Here is a 17,928-nt window from a genome sequence, read left to right as displayed (position 1 = left end):
CTTCCTATTAAAACTAACTTCGCGTTAATTATATCCTTTTTGGTCGATAGAAACGAATTTATACAGCCTTTTTTATAAGCCAAACAGCTAATCGAAACTTCTGCCAATAAGCGCTATACTCACTTCATTGTTGTATTGTTTTTAGTTGTTTATGGCAAAGGCCCTTTCTTTCTTATTTTGTTTATTTTGCATTCCCAGTGTTTTAGCACAGCATAAAATTATTTTTATCAATCCGGGTTACGCCGATACCAATACCACAGGGCCTTTTTGGTTTGAAGTATCTGAGCTCATGCGCGATGCAGCAGATGATTTAGATATAGACTTAACAATTGAGTACGCTAATCGTAATCATATTTTAATGAAATCGCTTGTTGTTGAAGCGATAGACACTAAACCTGATATGCTGATTTTAGTGGATGAAAAAAGTGTACTCAGCCAACTACTTTTAGATCTGCCAAAGTTTGATACCCCGATATACTTTTTACTAAATCGTCCTACTGATGATGAACTTGCAGCCTTAAGTAATAAAGGGCTTAATATTTCAGGCAGTGTTGTGCCAAACAATGTTCAAGCAGGAAAGTTGTTAGCTCAAAAGCTCGTAGAAAAAAATAACGGACAAGCTAACATTTATGCAATTCATGGTGACTATACAACTCACGCATCTATTGATAGACAACAAGGCATAACTGATTATATTTCAAAAGCAAATAACGCGAAATTAGTCGCACAAAGTGTTGCCAATTGGTCAGCAACGCAGGCTTACCGCCAAAGCATTGGTTTTTTAAATCACCAAAAACAAATAAACATTATTTGGAGTGCTAATGATGCGATTGCGCTTGGAGCGATTAGAGCACTTAATGACAATAAGATACGCGATAAAGTCTTAGTAGGCGCGATTAATTGGCCACTCAAGGCTGCGTCGGAAAAAATCGACATTTGTATCGGAGGGCATGTCACACTTGGTGCTCTAGCAATGGTAAACATATATGACATATTCCAACAACAGCCTTTGGAGCTACATCAAAACATTGCTATTTTTACGCCTCACACAGCTAGAACAGTCACGTTCGTTGAGCAAATTCATAGCAATAGTTTGGCGATAGATTTTAAGAAATTTAGTAAAACTGAGCAGAATTCTGAGCCGTTCTCCATAGCAGCACTCCTCCCCTAGCCTTTAAAAATAAGCTGTAAAGGGCATTTACAGCTTATAAACACTACTTATTACTTAGCCAAATAGCTTGATAAGGTGACAACACTATATTTTGCGTGTTTTCTTCTATAACTTGCCCTGAAATCAAATCTTTCCAGCTTTCAGTTTCAATCAGGTTTAGATCTGCGAAGGTAAGGGTTTTTGATTCATCAGTAATGTTATAAATACAAAACATGCTCTGTGAACGATTAATACTTTGTCGCCAAAAGCCAAATAGTCCATCGCTAATATGTAAGGTGTATTGCGTCGCATTAGGATGAAATGCGCTCTGTGCCTTACGAATAGTCATCAGGTTTTTCATTGCTTTAAACACGGTACGATGGTGAGTATTTTCATTACTAAGTTTTGCCAATAGCTCTGACTCTTGCCAGCGATGGCGGTTAATCGCTCGGTTATGTTGGCTATTTTCAAAACGCTCGTAATCGTTAGTAGTACCTAACAAGCTATGAATATACAGACCCGGAATACCTTCAAGCGCAAACATTATGGCATGCGCACATAAAAAGCGTTCAACCCCCCATTTGTCTGGTCCTCGATGCGTACCTTGTAATGCATCAAACAAAGCAATGTTCAATTCGTAAGGGATATTGGTACCATCTGGTGCGGTTCGTAATGATACTTTACCACCATATTTAGCGGTCGTGCTGACCATTTCCGCTATTTGCGCTTGATCAAGTAAACCTTCAACAGGACGCAAACCAATACCATCGTGAGAGCCAATAAAGTTAAAGTAAGCTGTACCGTGCTGGGCTGGCGGCATACTCATCATCCAATGCTTCAATGCAGTACTGTCACCACTGAGTAAAGTGTGCAATAACAGCGGTGGCAATGAAAAATTATAAATACAATGTGCTTCGTTAGCATTACCAAAATACGACAGGTTTTCTCGATTAGGTATGTTAGTTTCTGTGATAATGATCACGTTAGGTTCAACATGCTCAATTAGGGTGCGAAGCAACCTAATCACTTCGTGAGTTTCAGGTAAGTTGATGCAGCGGGTATTGAGCTTTTTCCATAGAAATGCCACGGCATCAAGGCGGAAAATACGTACGCCATTGTCTAAGTAATGACGAATAATGCCCACAAATTCATTAAGCACATCTGGGTTGGCAAAATCAAAATCGACTTGGTCATGACTAAAGGTGCACCACACATGTTGCAAACCATCTTTAGTTTCAACTGCTTGTAAAAGAGGCGATGTGCGCGGGCGAACAACTTGAATAAGATCATCACTCGGACTCGCCGTTTTAAAATACCCTTTCCCAGGCTCTTTGCCTTGAATAAAGTTTTCAAACCAAACACTTCGACTTGAACAATGGTTGATCACTAAATCAGCCATCAACCTGACATCCTTCGAAATATCACGAATATGCTGCCAACTGCCTAACGCTTCATTCACTTGCACATAGTTCATCACCGCGAAGCCTTCATCTGAGCTATACGGGTAAAACGGCAAAATATGCAGGGCATTGAGTTCAGGCAAACATTGATTCTTAACAAATCGATGTAAGGTATGCAAAGGCGGTTCTTCAGGCTTAGCTACCGCATCATCCGTATTAGCATGACGAATGATTGAATCACCGTAGGCAATTAAGATCATGTCTTGCTCATCCCAACGGTTTTTATGCGGCGTCGGGTCGCGGACAGGATCATCACCTTGCATGGTGTTGATTAGCCTGTTTGCGAGTTGTTCAAGGGTTGTTGGTAGTTCAACCTCGCCGTAGATACAGGTTAAATGCTGTATAACCCGTTGTTGTAAAAGCTCTAAAGTCACGCGCCTTCCCCATTAAATGTAATCTTTGTTATCAAGCTCTACGGCTTCTTCTAAGCGCGCAAACACATCTGGCATGGCAGAGGCAACACGGTTCCAGCTCGGCACAAAGGGTGCTTCCATTGGGTACTCTAGAAAGTGCTGACCCGCATTCATAATATTTTGCGCGAACATCTCAACAGCTTTTTCTTCTTGGTGAATATCGAGCGTTAAGCCATTCATGAGCGCATCGTTGTGATAGGTTTCAATAAAATCGAGTGCAATACGGTAATAGGTCGCTTTTAATGAGCGAATTGTTTCTGTTGTAAAGGTCACCCCTTGTGTAGCCAGCTTTCTAAATAAAGCTTTAGTGATATCAATCGACATTTTGGACAATCCGGTTGCTTGATTACTGAGCGATAGCTCTTGGTGTTTATGATCGTAATTATCCGCAATATCGACCTGACATAAACGGTTATGCGAGTAGTTTCGATACATCTCTGATAGCACACCAATTTCTAAGCCCCAATCACTTGGAATACGAATATCGTTGAGTACATCACGGCGAAACGAAAACTCCCCCGCTAGCGGATAACGAAACGAGTCCATGTATTCTAAATAATCATTGCTACCTAAAATTGTTTTAAATGAGCGCAATAACGGCGTTACCAGCAAACGTGACACGCGGCCATTAATTTTGCCCTCAGCGGTGCGCGGGTAAAACCCTTTACAAAATTCATAGTTAAAACGAGGGTGAGCAACAGGGTAAATTAAGCGTGCTAAAAGCGCTCTGTCGTAAGTCAAAATATCACAGTCATGAAGCGCAATTGACTCAACTTTTGACGTTGCCAACTTATAACCCATGCAATACCAAACATTGCGACCTTTACCTAGCTCTCGTGGTGCAACGCCCAGTTTTTGGAGTTCTTTATCGAGCGCTTGTAAACGCGGGCCATCATTCCAAAGTACTTTATGATGCTGATCAAGCTCAGCAAAAAACTGTAGTGCATGGCGATATTGGCTTTCGTCGGCGCGATCTAGGCCAATGGTAATTTGCGATAAATAAGGCACATGTTTGAGCTCAGCAATAATATTTTGCAAAGCGGGGCCTTCTAACTCACTGTAAAGCGACGGTAAAATCAGTCCCATTGGGCGTTGTTTTGAAAAGCCCAATAATTCTTTTTCTAGCTCTTCTACTGGGCGGTCAGCAATATTGTGTAAGGTCGTGATAATGCCATTTTGATAAAAATCAGCCATGAGATTGCTCCTGTTTTGCTGCAAAACGCGCTTTGATGATAGTTAACGCAGAAACTTCTTGAACCCAACCTGCTGGGGCTGGTTTTTCGCTGAGCTGCCAGGCTTTTTGTAATATTTGTGATTGCACCTGGCTGCCAGGATTATTGATTAGAATGGCGGTGTCGGCCGCTTTTAGCATGGCCACATCGTTTTGACTGTCGCCGAGGGCTATCACAGTAAATGGATTGCGATAGGCTTTTTTAAACTGATTTAACAGCCATTTTTGTGCAAGACCTTTATTGTTACCTTTGGTTAAATGAATAAAACGCCCGCCAACAAGCACTTCGTAGCCTGCTTGGCTCATAGCATCTATCAAGCCTTGCTTTTCTTCATCGTTGCCCGAGAAACAAACCGGATCTGAGTACTGGCGCTGTAAAGCCAGTTCACTTTTACCAACAGGTAGTCCTGTTAACTCGGCTATTTCTGGTGCACTAAATTGGCTAAATAAGCGCACACAATGACTGTAATCACTCGCATATTGCTTAAGATCTTCATGCAATTTATCGGTGCTTTGTGTCATAGCAAAGCGCCAATAACCTTTATATTCATCACAGCCAATCGGTTTTACTTTGAAAGTGTCTTTTGGGATATAAACGGCCGCGCCATTTTCAACAATAAAAGGGTGATGATGATTTAAACCTTTTTGAATATCAGTAACTTCAGCAAAAGTTTTGCTGGTGTTAAAAATGACATTGACACCACTTTCATTCAACTTTGCCAAAAAAGGTTTGATTACCTCACACTCGTAACTATCGTGATCAAGTAATGTGCCGTCTAAGTCTGTAAAAATAAGTGGTTGTGCAATTTGGTCAGCCAGTAGTTCCATCTTGGTGATATCACGCTCGGTATCAAGCAATAATAACGCATCCACGCTGTGCGTAAGAGTGGCTAAGTTTTCACGCGTAATTCGTTCAAAATGAGAGATAAAACGCTTTAAACTCACTTCGTCAAAGGTGCCCTGCCCTTGGCCTTTTTTAGCAATTAACTTTTGCTCTTGCTCCAAGCGCCACGCATACACATCTTCAAATGAAGGCGCTTTTAACATAATGGTGTAATCAGCCATCGCGAATACATGTTGATATTCATTCGCTAAGCAACTATTGACACAACGGCGCCAAATGCCGTCGGCATCTTCTTGTTGTTCTAATTCATTAACTGGAGTTTGTAATTGATAAGGTTGCTGCGGTGTACTGGCTACACACCAGCCTTCAAAAAACACGATATCAATCGGCTTTTGGCTACTAGGCCATTGCTCTTTTGGCACTGGATCATCAGTTAGCTTATCAAATTGAGGTAATGGCACATCCACTTTACCTGCCAACAAGGCTGACAAGGTTTGCTCCATTAATTGCGTATCATGCGTCCCTGGTACCCCACGACTTGCAAACAAAGGATGAACGTCTTTAGCAAGCTCAGAGCGAGCATCGCGACTTAAATAAAAGTCATCGATTGATAATGACACGCTATTGAATTCGGTATTACTATTAACCCAGGTCACTAAAAAATCAGCGAGGGTTGTTTTACCTGAGCCTTGGCAGCCGTTGATAGCCACTAGCATAGGTTGGCCAGTTATTTTTGCACTTAAGATATCGTGCGCGAGGGGTATAAAAAACTGCTCACTTAAGTATTGATACTTCAGTGGTAACTGATGCTTCGCTAAAAACGGGGTAATATCCACAACATTTGCCTCTTGCATAATCGCTCCTACCAGTATGACATAGAGATAAATGCAGTTAGTAGACCAGTTTTATAATTCCTTATTTTTTAAATAGTTACAAAAAAAGCGCATATTTAACGCGCTTTTTTGGTGCAATATTCAAGCAGTTTCTAAATTCTAATCAGGTTGTTGCACTGCTTTGGGGAGAACAGCATTTAAGATAATCCCCAAGATTGCGCATAAGCTCACACCTTGCAAACTAAACTCGTTACCACCGATATGCATGCCACCAATACCAAACACTAAAATCAGTGCGATGATAGTCAGATTGCGAGGCGCGGTAAGGTCTTCACCCGATTTTACTAAGGTATTTAAACCAACCACGGCAATAGAGCCAAAGAGTAAAATCATAATGCCGCCCATCACAGGCACCGGAATAGTTTGTAAACCTGCACCCATTTTTGCTACAAAAGCGAGCACAATCGCAATAATAGCAGTCCAAAGCATCACCCGTGGATTGAAGTTACGGGTAAGCATTACCGCCCCCGTTACTTCAGAGTACGTTGTATTAGGTGGACCACCAAAAACCGATGCCGCGGAGGTAGCGAGGCCATCACCTAATAAAGTGCGATGTAAACCCGGTTTCTTCAAATAGTCTTTACCCGTTACTTGGCTAATTGCCATCATGTCGCCAATATGTTCTATGGCTGGCGCTATTGCCACAGGTACCATAAACAAAATAGCTTGCCACTTAAACTCAGGGTAGGTAAATGCCGGTACTGCAAACCAGTTCGCTTGAGTGACCGCATTAAATTCAACAATACCTATAAATAACGAAGCGAGGTAGCCTGCGACCACACCGGCAAGAATAGGAATGAGTTTAAATACACCTTTACCCCATACAGCAAAAATCAGCGTAACCAGTAATGATAAAGCTGAAACCCAAATAGCTTGCTCATAAGGGATTAATTGCGCACTGCCATCACCAGCTTTACCCATTGCCATGTTCACAGCGACTGGCGCTAAAGCTAAACCAATGACCATAATCACAGGGCCAACAACCACAGGCGGTAACACTTTATGCAGAGCATTTACGCCTTTAAACTTTACAATTAAACTAAGCGCAAAATAACAAAAGCCCGCCACCATTAAACCGCCCATTGTTGCAGGAATGCCCCACATTTGTACCGAGGCGATAATGGGTGCAATGAAAGCAAAAGACGATGCTAAAAAGATAGGAACTTGGCCTTTGGTAACCACATGAAACAGTAAAGTCCCTAAACCTGCGGTAAATAAAGCCACATTGGGATCAAGGCCTGTCAGTAAGGGCACAAGTACCAGTGCGCCAAATGCTACAAACAGCATTTGCGCGCCGGTAAGAATGGTTTTTAACGAAAATGGTTGATGATTTTCCACGTGAGCGCCTTACACTGTGCCAAAAATCTTGTCACCGGCATCTCCTAAGCCTGGAATGATATATCCTTTTTCGTTTAAGTGACTGTCTAATGATGCGGTGAAAATTTCAACATCAGGGTGTGCCGCAAGGGTTTTTTCTACGCCTTCGGGGGCTGCCACTAATACAATGACTTTAATATCTTTACAGCCTGCTTTTTTCAACATATCGATAGTGGCGATCATTGAGCCACCTGTTGCCAGCATTGGGTCAATAACAAGGCTTAAACGCTCATCAATTTTGCCAACTAACTTTTCAAAATAAGGCACTGGCTCAAGTGTTTCTTCGTTACGTTGAAGACCCACAACACTCACTTTTGCAGCGGGTAATAATTGCATCACGCCATCCATCATGCCAAGGCCGGCACGTAAAATTGGCACAACAGTAATTTTTTTACCTTTAATGTGCTCTACATCTAATGTTGAACCATCCCATCCTGTGATTTGCACGCTTTCTAGTGGTAGGTTTTTAGTTGCTTCGTAAGTAAGCAAAGTACCTACTTCAGACGCCAGCTCACGGAAACTTTTTGTACTAATACCTTCTGCACGCATAAGGCCAAGTTTGTGTTGAACTAACGGATGAGTAATTACATTAATAGACATAAGTAGAACCTAAATGAAATAAATTACGCCTATTTTAGCGTATAATAGCCCGCGCTACCGCAAAAAATGCGTTGTTATTGCATTAATTTCGTTAATAGGTCTAATATTAATCAAAAGGCCGAAATATTAATTTTTTTGCAACAAACTGGTGTGGCACAACATCACAATTTATTTAATTTTTAGGTATCAACGTAGCATGAAAATACATTCGCTCGTTTTTTTAATACTATTTAACCTCGCTTTTTTAAGTCCGACAGCTAATTCTGAGCCTTTAGAAATAAAAGTGATGGATGACTATATTCCGCAAGCCAGTGGTAAGCCGAGAAATGAAGCAACAATTTTCTTACTCGAAGCTGTAAAAGAAATACAAGATGAAATAAACATCCAGTTTGTTCCCGCAAGCAGGTTACGAGAGTGGAAACAACTCAGTATGCTTCCTGATGTTTGCTTATACAATAAGTTAAAAACGCCTGAACGAGAGGCTAACGCCCTATTTACTCGCTACCCAATTATGGCATTTCCTGCAAATAGGCTCATTGTATTTAATATGCCTACCTTACCTGATTCACTGTCACTGGAAAAAGCAATCAATGACTACGACCTCACAATTGGCATAACAAGTGGGCGCTCGTATTCCGTAGATATAGATACCTTTATTAAAAATAATGAAAAACACTTTTTTAAACTTGAAGGTGCAACCAATGCGAGTCGTTTGGGGCAGATGCTCTTTCAAAATAAAATAGATGCCATTATTGAATATAGAGACGTGTTTATAGACAGATATCAACGCGCTGCTAGTACGGATAAAATACGTTATTTAACCATTGAGCCTGATCAAGCAGCTGTTTTTGGTTATATAGCATGTTCACCTTCGCCGCAAGGAAGACAAGCCATTGCGTTATTTGACCGTGCTCTTCAAAGTGAAAGAGTCAAAACTCTTATTAGCAAGCGGCTATCGGAGCTGTTTCCAGCTCCTGAGCAAAAAGTCATTATTGAGGCATTTAATAATGCTTATGTGCATTAATTAGCTAAAATGTGTTCCATTACCCAGCTTGTATGAAGTGCGGATTCCCCTGTCGATGGGTGTGGCGCCCCTTGGTCAAAAAACCTCGCTATATTTTCAACATGGAACTGTTGAATATGAACGGGGTTTTCGATGGAAAATTTACACTTACCAGCAAGGTTATTGAGCTCAATTGGTTTTTCATCAAATACACTAAAGCGTATTTCACCTTTGCTACCATAAATAACCACGTCATCGAAACGCTTAGCAGAGGCAAAATTCCAACTGCCAACACCTGTCACACCAGAACTGTGCTGCCAATGAGCCGTAACAGCATCAAATGCTGAGTACAACCCCTGTTGATTTGAACTAAAACCATGAACCCGAGTAAACTCGCCCAGTAAGTAAGCGAATAAGTCTAAGCCATGACTCGCTAAGTCATCAAAGTAGCCACCACGAGCAATACGTTTATCAGTGCGCCAATTATATTCACCAGACAAATCAAGCTCACTTGGCACTTTACTTAAGTGCCAACTTACATGGCGTACTTGGCCAATTTGGCCATTTTGAATAAGTTCTTTAACCTTATTAAACCGTGGTAAAGAGCGTCGATAGTAAGCGACAAATAATGGTTGCTTAGCATCTTTAAACGCCTCAACAATTGCATAGCTCTCTTCGTAACTAGGAGCGAGTGGCTTTTCTATGCAGCAAGGTTTGCCTGCTTTGGCAACTTGAAGCGCCAATTCTTTATGACTATCGGGTGGCGTTGCTATATAAACAGCATCAACCATTTCATCGTTTATTAGCTCGCTATTAGTTGCGAATACTTTGGGTACAGTATGGCGTGTAGCATAATCATGCGCTTTGTTTAAATCTCTGCGTGTAACGCCAATAAGTTCAATACCGTTTACTTGCTGATAAGCAGGGCCACTTTTTACCTCAGTTACCGCTCCACAGCCAATAATGGCAAAACGAATAGGCTTATTCATCGTATTCCTTATTTTTGTTCAGGTATTCATTGAATTGGTTTTGCATATAACCATTTATCTTTACATGCTGAGGGCTCCAACCTGCTAAAAACCGATAAAAATCAGCCCATGCATAACACCAAAGACCACGCCAATTACTGATTAAATCGCCTGCGTTTATAGTAGGTTGATACTGTTTAAGTGCTGCATTTAACTCTGCAAAATATCGATTTAGGTAGGTTTGCGCATTTAACTTTAGTGCGCACTCATTTAAACAACTTCCCAAAAAGTACATTACATCGATAACGCCAACCCCTTTTCCAACATATTGAAAGTCATAACCAAGTACATGATTAGTCTGTGAGTTGATAGCAAAATTAGCACGCTTTGCATCCCCATGTATTAGTGTTTGATATTTGCATTTATAAAGTGCGCAATCAATATGTACAGCTGCGGCTTTAAGAGGTGAGTCGGGCATTCGCGCGTATTCATCAGGACGCGTGGCTAAATGCCAATAACTGCCTCTGGGCCATAACCCCTCGCCTGGGGTTGATAAATGAAAAGCATGAAAGTGCGCTAACCATTTAAGTATTGCATGAATATGTTGAGTGTGGTCTTGAGCTTGCTGATAGCCAAACGCTGTAAAATCATCAAAAATTAAAGCAAATTGATTTTGCTTCTGTATCTGATTAAAACAAGGAATGGCGGCAGCTTGGTCTGGTAAAGATGAGCTGTATTGCTTATACCAATTGTATTCAACTAAATAAGATTGCTGCTTTCTGGCTAGGGCAAATTGACTTTGCTCAATTCGCGAGTGTTCAATGAAATCAGGCATAGAAATCAATTTAATGACCCGTGTTTCATCGTCTAATCGACAACGAATAATTTCGCCACAGCCGCTCCATAGAGTGCTAATCACATTAATAACTTCAATATCTTGATAGTTATTTTTTAATAAAGAATAAAATTCTGACATCAACAAACAATATAAAAATACACAGCCAGATTATGTCAGGCAAACCAATAAAAAAATAGGCCTGTTAAGGCCTATTCATTATGTGCTACCACGTGTAGTTTACAGTCAAACTAACGGTACGTGGATCACCCACAAATAACTGCCCGTAACCATAACCACCACTCCAGTGCTGTTTATCGAGTGCATTATCAACAAGCAATGCAGCACTCCAACTTGGTTTCTTGAAGTATATACCTGCTTGCAACAGTGTATACGATGGCAAAACAGCTTCGTCGGTTGTATTGCGCTTATCAACATAGCTTGCCCCCGCCGCTAACTGCCATGTATCGTTTAAGCTATATTTACTCCAGAGTGTAGCTGAATTTTTTGGTGCATTTTCTTTTTGTTTACCAATTAAAAGCGTATTCGTGTCTTCAGTTATTTCAGCCCTATTGTAGGCGTAATTAGCAATCACTAACCAATTATCAGAGAGCTGCCCATTAATATCGATTTCGAAACCTGTGGCTTGCTCCTCACCCCTTTGACGAAAAACTCGGTAACCTAATTGCTGTGAACGAGCAAAATCTTGTACTAACACATTCTGCTTTGTTATTTGATAGATGGACGTTGTTAGCAACACCTTTTCGTCAAATAACTTTGCCTTATAACCAATTTCGTAGAGGTAACTATCGATTGGTCCAAATGGCCCACCTTGCTCTTTGGTATTTAAAAATGTGGATGGGGGTTCAAAGCCAGTTACCCAACTGGCATAGACACTCGAGTCTTGAGTAAGATTATAAACAACACCTAAGCGAGGTAAGAAATCACTGTCTGAACTTTCATTGCCATTTAGATCTGTTAACTTATAACCTTCGCGACGTACACTGGCTAAAATTGACCAGTCATCGAATTTAATATGATCTTGAATGTAAAGGCCGTTACTTTTTAATCCACCACCAAATTCAAAACGGTCGCCTAAATTGTAACTTGCTATATCGGGTTGCTCATAGGTTGGATTTAAAATATCAAATGTACCTGCCGAGCGACTCATTCGTTGCGCATTGAGTTTATGGTTATCAATGTAATCGCCACCAATGACAATATTGTGCTCAACATCACCGATATAAACTTTGCCTGTTATGTAAGCAGTCACATTATCTGAATCGGCATCAATATCCCGGTCTGTATACCAAACATTAAATACGGAGTCTGATCCATCAACATATGTCGCTGCACGATGCTCAACCAGCTTTTGCTCACTATCTAAATGCATGTATTTAAAACCCAATGACCAGTAATCATTAAAATGATGGTCTAAAGTCACACTTGATGATAACGAGGTTGTATCTAGCTTATCCCCTGGCTGATTTGACGATAAAGATATAGGCACCTGAGATAAATCGGTCGCGTTACGTAAATTGGGCTGACCGCGGTCGAGTAACCCCTTGCTGTCAGAGTAAACCACCTCAACATTCATTTTAGTATCGTCGCTTAGTAAATATGTAAAACTGGGTGAGAGTAATAAACTCTCATTAAAAATATTATCTCTAAACGTTTCTGAATCTTCGTAGCCAGCATTAAATCGATAAAGCCAACGCTCATTGCTAGCTACCTTGCCTGTTGTGTCTAATGCGACATATTTATCAGAATAACTACCAAGACGAGCACTAATGCTATGACGGCTTTCACCAAGCGGTTTTTTAGTTACTGTATTAACCGTGCCACCAGGGCTCGCATCACCAAATACAGCAGAAGCCGGCCCTTTAATAACTTCGACACGTTCAACATGAGCAATTAAGGTTTGATTCCAAAAGTTATTATGAGTACGCATACCATTGACGCGGCGATCGTCTTGGCTGCGAAACCCCCGAATTGTAATGTCATCGTAAACAGAGTATTCATTCGCGCCGCTAATAAAAGGTGTAACATCGTTTAAGCGCATCATTGCTTGATCCTGTATCACCTCCTTGGTTACTGCGCTTACTGATTGTGGGATCTCAAGAATATCAGCAGCAGTGCGGGTAACTGAATAACTGTAATCAGAGAATGTTGTTTGCGCGCTTCGCCCTAAAACCTCTATCACTTCAATATCAGAAAGTGCTTTTTTGCTTGGCTGCTTTTGAGTTTGCGACACGGCTTGTGTGGTAACAAATGCAGCTGATATTAGTAAAACCAATTTTTTAATTTTCATTTCCCCTTCCTTGTACCTATAAAAGAGCAAGAGATTAATTAAAAATAACTATCATTTCAATTGTATTTTAGATGTGTGAGAAAAAATGAAACCAAAAAATGAACTTAGTTAGTAATAACTTTTATAGAGGAAGTGTGGGAAGTCCAATGAGCGATATTAACAAGCATATCGACAACTTCGATTAAGTGGTTAATGTAAGGTGAGCCATCTGATTTACGCTGTTGTTGAGCGTGGTATTGGGCAGCCAACCGAAGTGATTTAGCCAAAAGCGCAAAATGATTCATCATGGCAACCTCAAAGTTTTAGAGCAAAATTAAGCGTAGACCGTGTTGATGTATTATGTCACGTTAAAGTGCAGCTATGATAAATCACCTGCACGCATCAAGCTATTTGAGTCAGCGCCACTAGGAAGTGGCACTAACACATTTTGCACGACCTGCGGACAGTAAGTGCGCAGTTCTACTGGGATTGGCTGCGCGTGATTGTAATTGTCATATTAAGAGCCATTTCTATTTAGGTAAAATTATCTAAAAAAGTTTTAGAGCTTTCTACAATTAAGGGGCTAAACCAAGCAAAGCCATCATTCATGGTTAACAACCAAGCTATAATAGATAGATTACTTATACCGACAACTAGCATGAACATGAAAGCAAATATATCGAGTTTACTTTCAATCACCCCGTCTGAAGGAATGAAAAAAGCTGTGAACCATAGAAAGGACGAACCAACAAACCAAATAAGAAAAAAAGTAATATCCAATGTTAGTAGCTCACCATTTCTAAACATTATAACTACATAAAGCCCAGACAGAATCATTCGATAATAAGCATAGTAATACACTTTACTGAACTCGCAGAGCGATTGTTCATCAATATATGTATCTGTTGATTTATACTCTTTTGCTATAAACCTAGAAAGTAAAATAGCAATTAACAAGAAGCCCCCCGTTTGCATTGGTTCTATAAGAAAGATTCCTGCTAGGAAAAATAAAGTTAAAATAAGGATATTTTTCCATTTTTGAGAAAATGAGAATATTGGCATTTTATGATAGTTACCTTGTTACCATGTTTTTTCGTATATAAACCTTTTAGGGTCCAAAACCACACTTCCAGCAGGTTCATATTTGCTAGGCCCAGGCTTCGGTGTTGAGTAAGGAACTTTTGGTTTCAAAAGTTCATCCGTAGCACTTCCTGGACCGCACAATCCCAGAAACATACTTATACAAGCTTCTTTTTGTTTTGTTGGAAGTTCGTTGAACTTTCTAAACTGCTTAAATGTAAATGAAGAGATATTATAAATTATATGTCTCGCAGAGCCTGCAACCCAAATTGAAGAGTAACCAGCTGCATACCCCTGATACTCTCTCATTCTTAATCTCATGATACTACGTGAAATGTCAGTTGAGGTTATTCGCCCTTGGTCGATAGCCTCTTTCTGACAAACAGAGTCGCAAGTAATAGTTGCCTGAATTGTATTTCCATCTTCATCCTCTTTAAAATCACTATATGAAGCATTTACACTTCCAAAGTATTCATTCGATATACCTCCTACCCTATCGATATCTAAATCAGAACCACTTAATTTAGAACTCTTCTCTTTGCTTGTTCCTGAAAAGCTATTGGGTTCGTTTATAGCTTCTTTTTGATTGCTTGAAGAACTCCCGATATCACTAATAGCTCCTTTATTTTTAGCTGTAACTTTTATTGAAGAGCTTCCATTTTTTTGTATCTGAGAGTTAATTTTTTTGAATGCAGCTTCAGTCATTTTAACTGATTTTTCTTCACCACTCTTAGTTGTTACAACCGTATCTATGGGGCACGTCCCGCTAGAAGCACAGACTGCAGAATACCCTGTTGGGTCAGTTCCCGCTAAGGGGTTATTCATAATATATGAATAAGGGTTAATACTCTGGCTATTCGTTGGGCTTTGAATAACAGGGTCAACTGACATAAACCGACCAAGGTTATAATCGTACACCCGACCGTTCATATGAATAAGCTCAATATCATCCAAATGCTCGTGATCAGTAAAGCCACGTCGTGTTTTTGCATCTGCTAAGTCATTTAGCTTTGCGTTTCCAACCGGCATTAAGCCACCACTGGCTAAACGTGGTTTACCAAATGGGTCATAGTTGCGTTGAGTACTCACATAACCATTATAGTCTGAGATTATGCGCGCACTTTGTAAACGGTCTCTATGTGTGTAACGATTCTAATGCTTCTATTCTCTATTTAGCTTACTCAGATTGCGTATATTTTTACGGGAAGTTTAGGCAATAAAAAAACCCGTGCTAAGCACGGGTTTTCGAAGATAAAGTCCTAATACTGCTCAGGACTTGCATTGTTGAATTACTCGTTTACCACACTCTTAAGTGGGTTAACTGGCTTTGCATTGTCATCAAGCAAGTTCATATCAAAGTCGAACTCATCAACACGAATCGCTTTTTCACGTTTCTTGTTGTAGTCAATCAATTTTGCATACTCTTCTTCGTTAATAACACTTGCCACAAGTGCATTATCAAGTGTTTCTGCAAAACGAACGCCCGGCTTGATTGTTTTAGCACGCAGTGCTTTTTTAACTTTTGCAAGTAAATCAAGGCATGCCATTTTCGCTTTGTACGCTTGCTCATTGATGTAATGACCATCACCTTCAATTGGTTTAACCAAATGAGTGATTTGCGCTTTAAATGCGGTATCCATTTGCGCTTGAGTCGCAAGTTCACGGATTAAATCATCGCTGATTTTAGGCATTTTCATTGAGTAGTTCATCGTAATGAAACGCATAAACTTACGAGTACCACTTGCAGGGAAGTTGTCTAAAAACTTATGCAATGCTTCTTCTGCGCTTTGTAGTGCAAAGCGAGTCGCATAATGGAAGTAAGGTGCGGCTTGCTCACGTTCACTGCTTGCTACTTTTTGCTCGTAGTATTTAATCGACGCCATCGCTGCGTATAAGAAACTCATTACGTCACCTAAACGTGCAGATAACATTTCTGCTTGTTTAAGCTTGCCGCCAAGTACTAATAATGAGAAGTCAGCGTAAACTGCAAGTTTTGCAGATAGTTTATGTGCTGCTTTTTCGTATTCACGTACTTCTGGTAATGACGATTTAGCACCCGCAGTAAACGGTAATACACCTAAGCGGAAAGCACGCAAACTGTTAGATACGCTGTAGCCCACTGTTTTACGTAAGATGCTGTTGAATTCTTTATCTGCATTTTTGTCTTCGCTGTGGATAGACTCAACCATAGTTTGTAGATATGGGTGACAACGCATTACACCTTGACCAAAAATCATTAGATTACGAGTAAGAATATTTGCACCTTCAACCGTGATTGCGATTGGTTGTGCAACATAACCACTTGCTAATGTGTTTTGTGGACCATTTTGAATCGCTTTACCCGCTTGAATATCCATTGCTGAATCAAGCACGTTACGACCAATTTCTGTCATATGGTATTTAGCAATTGCAGTGACTACAGATGGTTTTAAGCCCATGCCTAAACCTTCTGTTGTTAATACACGCATCGCTTCTTGAAGATACGTTTTACCCGCAATATCAGCGAGCTTTTCTTGAATGCCTTCGAATTGACCAATCGCAAGACCAAACTGCTCACGTACTGCTGCGTACTCAGAAGCACCTTTAAATGCAACTTGCGATGAGCTAACACCTAGTGCCGGTAACGAGATACCACGGCCTGCACCTAAACAGCTAACCAGCATTTGCCAGCCACGACCGATATTCTTTTGACCACCAATGATGAAGTCCATTGGTACAAATACTTTTTCGCCGCGTGTCGTACCGTTATAAAAACGGATACCCATAGGATCGTGACGATTTCCAAGTTCAACACCTGGGTGCTCTTTAGGAATAAGCGCACAGGTAATACCTAGGTTTTCTTTGCCACCGAGTAAACCATCAGGGTCAACTACTTTGAATGCTAAACCTAACACTGTCGCAATCGGCGCGAGTGTGATGTAGCGTTTGTCCCAAGTAATTTCTAAACCTAACACTTCTTCGCCATTGAACTGGCCACGTTTAACAACACCAATATCTGGAATGCCACCCGCATCTGAACCCGCTTCTGGGCTAGTTAGTGCGAAACATGGAATATCACGACCATTAGCAAGACGTGGTAAGTAGTGATCTTGTTGCTCTTTAGTACCAAAGTGCAGTAATAGCTCACCTGGGCCTAATGAATTAGGAACCATCACGGTTACCGCAACCGCAGAACTCTTTGTCGCGATAGTCGCAACGATTGTTGAGTTTGCGTAAGGGCTGAATTCTAAACCGCCGAATGATTTAGGAATGATAAGCGAGAAAAAGCGCTCTTTTTTCAAGAAATCAAGAATGTAATCAGGTAGATGAACACCGTTTTGAATTTCAGAATCATCAATCATTGATAATAATTCTTTCACTGGACCATCTAAGAATGCTTGCTCTTCAGCACTCAGCTTAGCAGCTGGAACATCACGAAGTGCATCGAAATCAGGTTTACCTTGGTAGATTGAACCTTCTAACCAAACATCACCCGCATCTAACGCTTCTTGTTCTGTAATTGAAATACTAGGTAATACTTTTTTTAATTTTGTACGTAAGCTCATAATAAACTCATCCGACCAGATAGTAATACCTACATTACGTCATAAATTGAACAATAGATCAATTGGTCCAACCAGTTTTTTAAACATTTTTTTATATTTAATTTTCTTAATGATGCTAAGCACTTGAATATATTAAACTTACACGTGTACGCTCAATTGGCATTTTTTATCCCGAAAATGTTAACAACTAAAGTATGAATACAAAAAAGCCCAACTAAAAAACTTGGGCCGAAGATTAG

Annotated in this window: 14 protein-coding genes; 2 read left to right on the top strand and 12 right to left on the bottom strand. The window is 40.4% G+C overall.

The genetic code is table 11. The annotated features are described in order from the left end of the window. Positions 1-151 precede the first annotated feature (151 nt). Complete coding sequence (locus L3V41_RS06155; protein ID WP_062567149.1) at positions 152-1,171, top strand: substrate-binding domain-containing protein; 1,020 nt, start codon at positions 152-154, stop codon at positions 1,169-1,171. 43 nt (positions 1,172-1,214) lie between these two features. Here the strand turns inward: L3V41_RS06155 and L3V41_RS06150 are convergent, their stop codons facing one another. The 5 genes from L3V41_RS06150 to upp form a co-directional block, all read right to left on the bottom strand. Continuing rightward, positions 1,215-2,873, bottom strand: a complete 1,659-nt coding sequence (locus L3V41_RS06150; RefSeq protein ID WP_237127591.1) for a sugar phosphorylase — start codon at positions 2,871-2,873, stop codon at positions 1,215-1,217. Positions 2,874-2,996: 123 nt separating this feature from the next. Next, positions 2,997-4,217: a hypothetical protein gene (locus L3V41_RS06145; protein ID WP_062567151.1), complete on the bottom strand. Its 1,221-nt coding sequence runs from the start codon at positions 4,215-4,217 to the stop codon at positions 2,997-2,999. Continuing rightward, complete coding sequence (locus L3V41_RS06140) at positions 4,210-5,952, bottom strand: HAD-IIB family hydrolase (RefSeq protein ID WP_062567152.1); 1,743 nt, start codon at positions 5,950-5,952, stop codon at positions 4,210-4,212. Before L3V41_RS06140 ends, L3V41_RS06145 begins: the two co-directional genes overlap by 8 nt. Before the next feature lie 138 nt (positions 5,953-6,090). After that, complete coding sequence (locus tag L3V41_RS06135; protein WP_237127354.1) at positions 6,091-7,329, bottom strand: uracil-xanthine permease family protein; 1,239 nt, start codon at positions 7,327-7,329, stop codon at positions 6,091-6,093. A gap of 9 nt (positions 7,330-7,338) precedes the next feature. Then, entirely contained in the window at positions 7,339-7,968 is a 630-nt protein-coding gene (gene upp / locus L3V41_RS06130; RefSeq protein ID WP_062567154.1) for a uracil phosphoribosyltransferase, read from the bottom strand. 196 nt (positions 7,969-8,164) lie between these two features. On the opposite strand from upp, the gene L3V41_RS06125 reads away from it, so the two are divergent. Next, entirely contained in the window at positions 8,165-8,992 is an 828-nt protein-coding gene (locus L3V41_RS06125; RefSeq protein WP_062567155.1) for a hypothetical protein, read from the top strand. Here the strand turns inward: L3V41_RS06125 and L3V41_RS06120 are convergent. From L3V41_RS06120 to L3V41_RS06090, 7 genes are all read right to left on the bottom strand, one after another. Next, positions 8,989-9,960 carry a Gfo/Idh/MocA family oxidoreductase gene (locus tag L3V41_RS06120; protein WP_237127353.1) on the bottom strand — a complete coding sequence of 324 codons (972 nt, stop codon included), beginning with the start codon at positions 9,958-9,960 and terminating at the stop codon, positions 8,989-8,991. The two genes, L3V41_RS06125 and L3V41_RS06120, sit on opposite strands and share 4 nt — an antisense overlap. Beyond that, the gene (locus L3V41_RS06115; RefSeq protein WP_237127352.1) at positions 9,953-10,915 is read right to left on the bottom strand and encodes a kinase; all 963 of its coding nucleotides are present in this window, start codon (positions 10,913-10,915) and stop codon (positions 9,953-9,955) included. The genes L3V41_RS06120 and L3V41_RS06115 overlap by 8 nt, the downstream gene beginning before the upstream one ends. An 85-nt stretch (positions 10,916-11,000) precedes the next feature. Beyond that, positions 11,001-13,085: a TonB-dependent siderophore receptor gene (locus L3V41_RS06110; protein WP_237127351.1), complete on the bottom strand. Its 2,085-nt coding sequence runs from the start codon at positions 13,083-13,085 to the stop codon at positions 11,001-11,003. Between the two features lie 104 nt (positions 13,086-13,189). Beyond that, the gene (locus tag L3V41_RS06105; protein ID WP_237127350.1) at positions 13,190-13,372 is read right to left on the bottom strand and encodes a hypothetical protein; all 183 of its coding nucleotides are present in this window, start codon (positions 13,370-13,372) and stop codon (positions 13,190-13,192) included. 226 nt (positions 13,373-13,598) lie between these two features. Beyond that, entirely contained in the window at positions 13,599-14,126 is a 528-nt protein-coding gene (locus L3V41_RS06100; RefSeq protein ID WP_237127349.1) for a hypothetical protein, read from the bottom strand. A gap of 18 nt (positions 14,127-14,144) precedes the next feature. Beyond that, positions 14,145-15,233 carry an RHS repeat-associated core domain-containing protein gene (locus L3V41_RS06095; protein WP_346656316.1) on the bottom strand — a complete coding sequence of 363 codons (1,089 nt, stop codon included), beginning with the start codon at positions 15,231-15,233 and terminating at the stop codon, positions 14,145-14,147. A gap of 200 nt (positions 15,234-15,433) precedes the next feature. After that, positions 15,434-17,689 carry an acyl-CoA dehydrogenase gene (locus L3V41_RS06090; protein WP_237127347.1) on the bottom strand — a complete coding sequence of 752 codons (2,256 nt, stop codon included), beginning with the start codon at positions 17,687-17,689 and terminating at the stop codon, positions 15,434-15,436. Positions 17,690-17,928: the final 239 nt, after the last annotated feature.

This window comes from Pseudoalteromonas sp. L21 (assembly GCF_021728035.1).
Lineage (GTDB): Bacteria > Pseudomonadota > Gammaproteobacteria > Enterobacterales > Alteromonadaceae > Pseudoalteromonas > Pseudoalteromonas arabiensis.
This window is presented reverse-complemented; position numbering and strand designations above follow the sequence as displayed.

What these genes read in the sequence shown, in the direction of transcription:
- L3V41_RS06140 (WP_062567152.1), bottom strand. Translation starts at nt 5,952, where the DNA reads ATGCAAGAGGCAAATGTTGTGGATATTACCCCGTTTTTAGCGAAGCAT.
- L3V41_RS06120 (WP_237127353.1), bottom strand. Translation starts at nt 9,960, where the DNA reads ATGAATAAGCCTATTCGTTTTGCCATTATTGGCTGTGGAGCGGTAACT.
- L3V41_RS06110 (WP_237127351.1), bottom strand. Translation starts at nt 13,085, where the DNA reads ATGAAAATTAAAAAATTGGTTTTACTAATATCAGCTGCATTTGTTACC.
- L3V41_RS06155 (WP_062567149.1), top strand. Translation starts at nt 152, where the DNA reads ATGGCAAAGGCCCTTTCTTTCTTATTTTGTTTATTTTGCATTCCCAGT.
- L3V41_RS06090 (WP_237127347.1), bottom strand. Translation starts at nt 17,689, where the DNA reads ATGAGCTTACGTACAAAATTAAAAAAAGTATTACCTAGTATTTCAATT.
- L3V41_RS06150 (WP_237127591.1), bottom strand. Translation starts at nt 2,873, where the DNA reads ATGCAAGGTGATGATCCTGTCCGCGACCCGACGCCGCATAAAAACCGT.
- L3V41_RS06115 (WP_237127352.1), bottom strand. Translation starts at nt 10,915, where the DNA reads ATGTCAGAATTTTATTCTTTATTAAAAAATAACTATCAAGATATTGAA.
- upp (WP_062567154.1), bottom strand. Translation starts at nt 7,968, where the DNA reads ATGTCTATTAATGTAATTACTCATCCGTTAGTTCAACACAAACTTGGC.
- L3V41_RS06125 (WP_062567155.1), top strand. Translation starts at nt 8,165, where the DNA reads ATGAAAATACATTCGCTCGTTTTTTTAATACTATTTAACCTCGCTTTT.
- L3V41_RS06100 (WP_237127349.1), bottom strand. Translation starts at nt 14,126, where the DNA reads ATGCCAATATTCTCATTTTCTCAAAAATGGAAAAATATCCTTATTTTA.
- L3V41_RS06145 (WP_062567151.1), bottom strand. Translation starts at nt 4,217, where the DNA reads ATGGCTGATTTTTATCAAAATGGCATTATCACGACCTTACACAATATT.
- L3V41_RS06105 (WP_237127350.1), bottom strand. Translation starts at nt 13,372, where the DNA reads ATGATGAATCATTTTGCGCTTTTGGCTAAATCACTTCGGTTGGCTGCC.